This window comes from Microbacterium sp. (assembly GCF_039812165.1).
GTDB lineage: Bacteria > Actinomycetota > Actinomycetes > Actinomycetales > Microbacteriaceae > Microbacterium.
In genome coordinates, this window is the sequence record NZ_JBDIAB010000171.1 from 1 (window position 1) to 6087 (window position 6087).

At 72.0% G+C, this 6087-nt stretch carries 6 protein-coding genes; 1 reads left to right on the forward strand and 5 read right to left on the reverse strand.

Annotation, left to right across the window (positions count from 1 at the left end; all coding sequences use genetic code 11):
* From WML84_RS11925 to WML84_RS11940, 4 genes are all read right to left on the reverse strand, one after another.
* Positions 1-566, reverse strand: a 566-nt coding sequence (locus tag WML84_RS11925; RefSeq protein ID WP_347346363.1) for a thiamine pyrophosphate-binding protein, incomplete at its 3' end; no start/stop codon positions are given.
* A 37-nt stretch (positions 567-603) separates the two neighbouring features.
* A complete protein-coding gene (gene ilvD, locus WML84_RS11930) occupies positions 604-2322 on the reverse strand; it encodes a dihydroxy-acid dehydratase (protein ID WP_347346364.1) in 1719 nt (572 codons plus the stop codon).
* Positions 2323-2332: 10 nt separating this feature from the next.
* On the reverse strand, positions 2333-3118 hold the full coding sequence (gene otsB, locus WML84_RS11935; protein WP_347346365.1) for a trehalose-phosphatase: 786 nt from the start codon (positions 3116-3118) through the stop codon (positions 2333-2335).
* Positions 3115-4539 carry a trehalose-6-phosphate synthase gene (locus tag WML84_RS11940; RefSeq protein WP_347346366.1) on the reverse strand — a complete coding sequence of 475 codons (1425 nt, stop codon included), beginning with the start codon at positions 4537-4539 and terminating at the stop codon, positions 3115-3117. Before WML84_RS11940 ends, otsB begins: the two co-directional genes overlap by 4 nt.
* An 88-nt stretch (positions 4540-4627) precedes the next feature.
* Between WML84_RS11940 and WML84_RS11945 the strand changes: the two genes are divergently transcribed.
* Positions 4628-4882, forward strand: a complete 255-nt coding sequence (locus tag WML84_RS11945) for a hypothetical protein (protein WP_347346367.1) — start codon at positions 4628-4630, stop codon at positions 4880-4882.
* A 206-nt stretch (positions 4883-5088) separates the two neighbouring features.
* Here WML84_RS11945 and WML84_RS11950 read toward each other — a convergent pair.
* The coding region (locus tag WML84_RS11950) for an acetyl-CoA C-acyltransferase (protein WP_347346368.1) at positions 5089-6087 on the reverse strand (999 nt) is incomplete at its 5' end.

A 6087-nucleotide genomic window follows, 5' to 3' on the forward strand; every position in this document is an offset into this window, starting at 1 on the left:
GGCGCCTGGAGCTGCTGCGCGTCCTTCGTGATGTCCACGAGCACCGGGCCGGGGCGACCGGTCGACGCGATCTCGAACGCCGCCGCGAGGGCACCGGGGATCTCCTCGGCGCGCGTGACGAGGATCGAGTGCTTCGTGATCGGCATGGTGATGCCGACGATGTCGGCCTCCTGGAAGGCATCCGTCCCCATCAGGTGGCTGAACACCTGACCCGTGATGCACACGATGGGCACGGAGTCCATGTAGGCGTCGGCGATCGCGGTGACGAGGTTCGTCGCGCCGGGGCCGGAGGTCGCGATCGCGACGCCGGTCTTGCCGGTCGCCGCGGCGTAGCCCTCGGCGGCGTGGCCGGCGCCCTGCTCGTGGCGCACGAGGATGTGGCGCACGGCCTCGTCGTCGAGCAGCGGGTCGTAGACGGGCATGATCGCCCCGCCGGGCAGCCCGAAGACGTCGGTGACGCCGAGGAGCTCCAGCGAGCGGACGACGGCCTCCGCACCGGTCATCACGGGGGCGGAGGAACTGCGGGCGGGCGGCCGTGGCACGGCCGCGAGGGTGTCGGATGACATGGATTACCTCGAAGAGATCGAAAGCGAGTGCCGGTGCTCAGCCCGTCGTCGCGCCTTCCGCGGCGGAACGCACGAGACGGGAGTACTTGGCAAGGACGCCACGGGTATAGCGCGGAGGAAGCGGCTCCCAGCCGCTGCGGCGAGAGCCCAGCTCGACGTCGTCGACGAGTAGGTCGAGCGTGCGAGCTGCGATATCGACCCGTATCAGATCACCATCGCGCACGAAGGCGATGGGACCAGCGTCCACCGCTTCGGGTGCTATGTGGCCGATGCAGAGGCCGGTTGTGCCGCCGGAGAATCGACCGTCCGTCAAGAGTAGTACATCTTTTCCGAGCCCCGCGCCCTTGATGGCCGCGGTGATCGCGAGCATCTCGCGCATGCCGGGACCGCCCTTGGGCCCCTCGTAGCGGATGACCACCACGCTGCCCGCCTCGATGTCGCCCGCGGCCAGCGCGTCGATCGCGGCGCGCTCGCGCTCGAACACGCGTGCCGGGCCCTCGAACACCGCGGCGTCGAAGCCCGCCGTCTTCACGACCGCGCCCTCGGGTGCGAGCGAGCCGTGCAGGATCGTGAGGCCGCCGGTGGCGTGGATCGGGTTGTCGAACGTGTGGATGACGGTGCCGTCGATGGGGTCGGGGTCGAGCTCGGCCAGGTTCTCGGCGAGCGTCTTGCCCGTGACGGTGAGCGCGTCGCCGTGCAGGAGCCCCTCGTCGAGCATCGCCTTCATGATGACCGGGATGCCGCCGTGCCGGTCGACGTCGTTCATGACGTACTTGCCGAACGGCTTCATGTCGGCCACGTGCGGCACCTTGTCGCCGATGCGGTTGAAGTCGTGGAGGCTCAGCTCGACGTCGGCCTCGCGCGCGATCGCGAGGAGGTGCAGCACGACGTTGGTCGAGCCGCCGAGCGCCATCGCCAGGGCGATCGCGTTCTCGAACGCCTCCTTGGTGAGGATGTCGCGCGTCGTGATGCCCAGGCGCAGGAGGTTCACGACCGCCTCGCCGGAGCGGTGCGCGAAGTAGTCGCGGCGGCGGTCGGCCGAGGGCGGCGCGGCCGAGCCGGGAAGGCTGAGCCCGAGGGCCTCGGCCACCGAGGCCATCGTGTTGGCCGTGTACATGCCGCCGCACGCGCCCTCGCCCGGGGCGATCGCGCACTCGATGCGCTTGAGGTCGGCCTCGCTCATCTTGCCGGCCAGACACGCGCCGACCGCCTCGAACGAGTCGATGATCGTGACGTCCTTCTCGGTGCCGTCCGACAGCTTCACCCAGCCCGGGGCGATCGAGCCGGCGTAGAGGAACACGCTCGACAGGTCGAGCCGGGCCGACGCCATGAGCATGCCCGGGATCGACTTGTCGCAGCCGGCCAGCAGCACGGTGCCGTCGAGGCGCTCGGCCATGACCACGGTCTCGACCGAGTCGGCGATGACCTCGCGCGACACGAGCGAGAAGTGCATGCCCTCGTGGCCCATCGAGATGCCGTCCGAGACCGAGATCGTGCCGAACTGCAGCGGGTAGCCGCCGCCGGAGTGCACGCCCTCCTTCGCGCCCTGCGCGAGCCGGTCGAGGCTCAGGTTGCACGGCGTGATCTCGTTCCAGCTCGACGCGATGCCGATCTGCGGCTTGTCCCAGTCCTCGTCGCCCATGCCGACGGCGCGGAGCATGCCGCGTGACGTCGTCGCCTCGATGCCGTCGGTGACGACGCGACTGCGCGGCTTCACGTCGGGCGCGGGAAAGGTGCTGTTCTCGGGCTGGGACATGACCGCCAGTCTATTCCCGGTGAGTGCTCCGCAGCCGCGCGAGCGCGCGGAGTGCCGCGGCAAGACCCGCGATGTCGGCGACGCGCACGGTCGCCGCGGTGGGCCCCGAACCGACCCGGATGCCGAGGTCGTCCGGCCCGAGGCTCGCCAGAGCGTCTTCGTCGGTCACGTCGTCGCCCGCGAACAGCACCGCCGTCGCGCCCAGGCGCACGCGCAGGGCGGCGATCGCGGCATCCTTCCCCTCGTGGCGGTACGAGTACTCCACGACGTCGTGGCCGGTGCGGCGCCGCCAGTGCGGCGCGTGCTCCGCGACGATCCGGTCGGCGATCGCGTGCGCCTCGGCCGCGGCATCCGGCGCCGCCACCCGCGTGTGCACGGCGAAGCCGAACGCCTTCGCCTCGACCCACGCGCCGTCGAGCCCCGCGATGGCGCGCTCGACGCGCCCGCGCAGCGCCTCGCCGTGCCGGCGGGCGTCGACGTCGTCGGGCGGCGCGAGCGGTCCGCGCCCGGCGATCCAGAGCTCGGCGCCGTGCGACCCGGCCAGGTGGATCGGCGAGTCGTCCCGGTGCTCGGCGATGACCCGGAGGTCGGCGATGCTGCGCCCGGACACGAACGCCACGGCGGTCTCGGGGAGCGCCGCGAGCGCGGCGACGGCATCCACCGCTTCCGGAAGCGCGCGCACGAGCATGGGCTCGTCGCGCAGCGGCGCGAGCGTGCCGTCGAAGTCGAGGGCCACGAGCAGCCGGTCGGCCGCGGCGACGCGGACGAGGGCCGTGCTCACCGGCTCGGTCGTCACGACGCCGCGTCACCCTCGTCGTGGAACGTCGCGAGCGCGTGCAGGAAGTCGCGCGACCAGTCCTCGACGTCGTGCTCGCGCACGCGGCGCCGCAGCGCGCGCATGCGGCGCCCCTGCTCGGCCGGCGACATCGTGACCGCGCGCATGATCGCGTCCTTGAGTCCGTCGATGTCGTGCGGGTTGATGCGCAGCGCCGTGCCGAGCTCGTCGGCGGCGCCGGCGAACTCGCTGAGCACGAGCACGCCGCGATTGTCGAGGCGGCTCGCGACGTACTCCTTCGCGACGAGGTTCATGCCGTCGCGCAGGGCCGTCACGAGCATGACGTCGGCGGCGAGGTACAGCGCGACCATCTCCTCGCGCGGGTACGCCTGGTGCAGGTAGCGGATCGCGGTGTGGTCCATCGTGTCGTGGTCGCCGTTGATGCGCCCCACGGTCAGCTCGATCTCGTCGCGCAGCTCCATGTAGGCGCCGACCCGCTCGCGGCTGGGGCTCGCGACCTGCACGAGCGTGACGTCCTCCACCGACAGGCGCCCCTCGGCGAGGAGCTCGCCGAACGCCTTCATGCGGTGCTGGATGCCCTTCGTGTAGTCGAGGCGGTCGACGCCCAGCAGGATCGTGCGCGGGTTGCCGAGGCTCGCCCGGATCTCCGCGGCGCGCGCCCGCACGTCGGCGCGCTTGGCGAGCTCGACGTACGCGTCGGCGTCGATCGAGATCGGGAACGCCTTCGCGAGCGCGCGCCGGGTCGTGCCGTCGGGCAGCGGGATCCGGATGCCGGAGGCCTTGGTCTCGTAGTGCAGCTGGCGGCGGACCGCGCGGGCGAAGTTGCCGGCATCCGCCACCCGCTGGAACCCGATGACGTCGGCGCCGAGCAGGCCCTCGAGCACCTGGCGGCGCCACGGCAGCTGGGAGTAGAGGCCGTAGGCCGGGAACGGGATGTGGTGGAAGTAGCCGATCGTCAGGTCGGGGCGCGCCTCGCGCAGCATGCGCGGCACGAGCTGGAGCTGATAGTCCTGCACCCACACGGTGGCGCCCGGGGCGGCGACGGATGCCGCGGCCTCGGCGAACCGGCGGTTGACCCGCACGTACGCCTCCCACCAGATGCGGCGGTAGCGGGGCGCCGCGATCACGTCGTGGTACAGCGGCCAGATCGTGTCGTTCGAGAAGCCCTCGTAGTAGCGCTCGACGTCTTCGGCGCTCAGGCGCAGCGGCACGAGGTGCATGCCGTCGAAGTCGAACGGCTCGACGTCGACGTCGGGCTGGCCGGGCCAGCCGACCCACGCGCCGTCGGCCTTGCGCATGACCGGCTCGAGCGCGGTGACGAGTCCGCCGGGCGATCCGCGCCACGCGTCGTGCCCGTCCGCGTCGACGATCCGATCCACCGGGAGCCGGTTGGCGACGACCACGAACGCACTCTCTGCCACGGGGATACTCCTGACGTCGACCTTTCCCAGGCTAACAGCGCGGTGGGATTGCGGGCCCGGGAGCGTCGACGCCGGGTAGCGTGGACCCATGCGCAAGTACCTGTTCGGAACCGGCATCATCTCGGCCGTCACCAGTGGGATGGCGCTGCTGCGCGGCGTTCGCGGCGACGTGCCCTTCACGTGGCGTCTCGCGCTCGCGTGGCTCAGCTGGGGCATCACGCTCGCGCTGTCGATCGGCGCGATCGTCGACACCTACCGCGCGTCGCGCGGCGCGCTGATCGCCGACGACTCCCCCGTGCACGGCAAGGAGCAGAAGCTCCTGAAGAAGCGCATCCGCGCCTGACCCGCCGGCGGCGGCGCACCTGAGGTCCGCTGGTGCGGACGCTCCGCGTTGCCGTGCGGCCGACGAGGTTCGCAGAGTCGCGTGAACTTCGCACGATTTCCGCGCGATGCTGCGAAGTTCGTCAGATTCTGCGAAGTTCGTGGATGCCGGGAAGCGGGGTCCGTGGATGCCGGGAGGGGCGCGCCGGCCCGGGGCGTGGCAGCGCGTCAGCGGGTGAGGATGAGGGCGTCGCCCTGACCGCCGCCGCCGCAGAGGGCGACCGCGGCCGTGCCGCCGCCGCGGCGGACGAGCTCGTGCACGGCGTGGACGACGAGGCGGTTGCCGGACGCGCCGATCGGGTGGCCGAGGGCGATGCCGCCGCCGTGGACGTTCACGACGTCGTCCGAGAGTCCGAGCTCGGCCTGCGAGCGGGCGACGACCGCTCCGAAGGCCTCGTTGATCTCCACGACGTCGAGATCGGATGCCGTGATCCCCTGCGTGCGGAGCGCCTTCTCGATCGCGCGCGCGGGCTGGGCGTGCAGCGAGTTGTCGGGCCCGGCGACCTGCCCGGACGCGCCGACGACCGCAAGCACCTCCCAGCCGTTCTCGTCCGCGTGACTGCGGGTGGTGAGCACGACCGCCGACGCGCCGTCGGAGATCTGCGACGAGTTGCCCGCGGTGATCGTCCCGCCCGCGGCGAACGCGGGCCGGAGCCCCGCGAGGGTCTCCACGGTGGTCTCCGGACGGATGCCCTCGTCCACGGTCACCACGAGCGGATCGCCACGGCGCTGCGGGATCTCGACGGGCACGATCTCGGCGTCGAACACCCCGGCCTCGGTCGCGGCGGCGGCGCGCTGGTGCGAGCGGGCGGCGACGGCATCCTGAGCCTCGCGCGTCACCTCGTACCTCTCGTTGAGGCGCTCGGTGGACGCGCCCATGCTCTCGTGGTCGTACGCGTCGGTGAGCCCGTCGTAGGCGAGGTGGTCGAGCACCTCGACCGATCCGTAGGCCCACCCGTTGCGAGAGCCCATCAGCAGGTGCGGGGCCTGCGACATCGACTCCATGCCCGCCGCGACGACCACCGTCGCGTCGCCGAGCCGCAGCATGCGCGTCGCGTCGATGACCGCGGTCAGGCCCGACAGGCACACCTTGTTGACCGATCCGGCGTGCACGTCCCACCCGATGCCCGCACCGATCGCCGCCTGCCGCGCCGGGTTCTGCCCCGA

Coding starts and splice junctions, on each gene's coding strand:
- ilvD (WP_347346364.1), bottom strand. CDS start 2,322: ATGTCCCAGCCCGAGAACAGCACCTTTCCCGCGCCCGACGTGAAGCCG.
- WML84_RS11945 (WP_347346367.1), top strand. CDS start 4,628: ATGCGCAAGTACCTGTTCGGAACCGGCATCATCTCGGCCGTCACCAGT.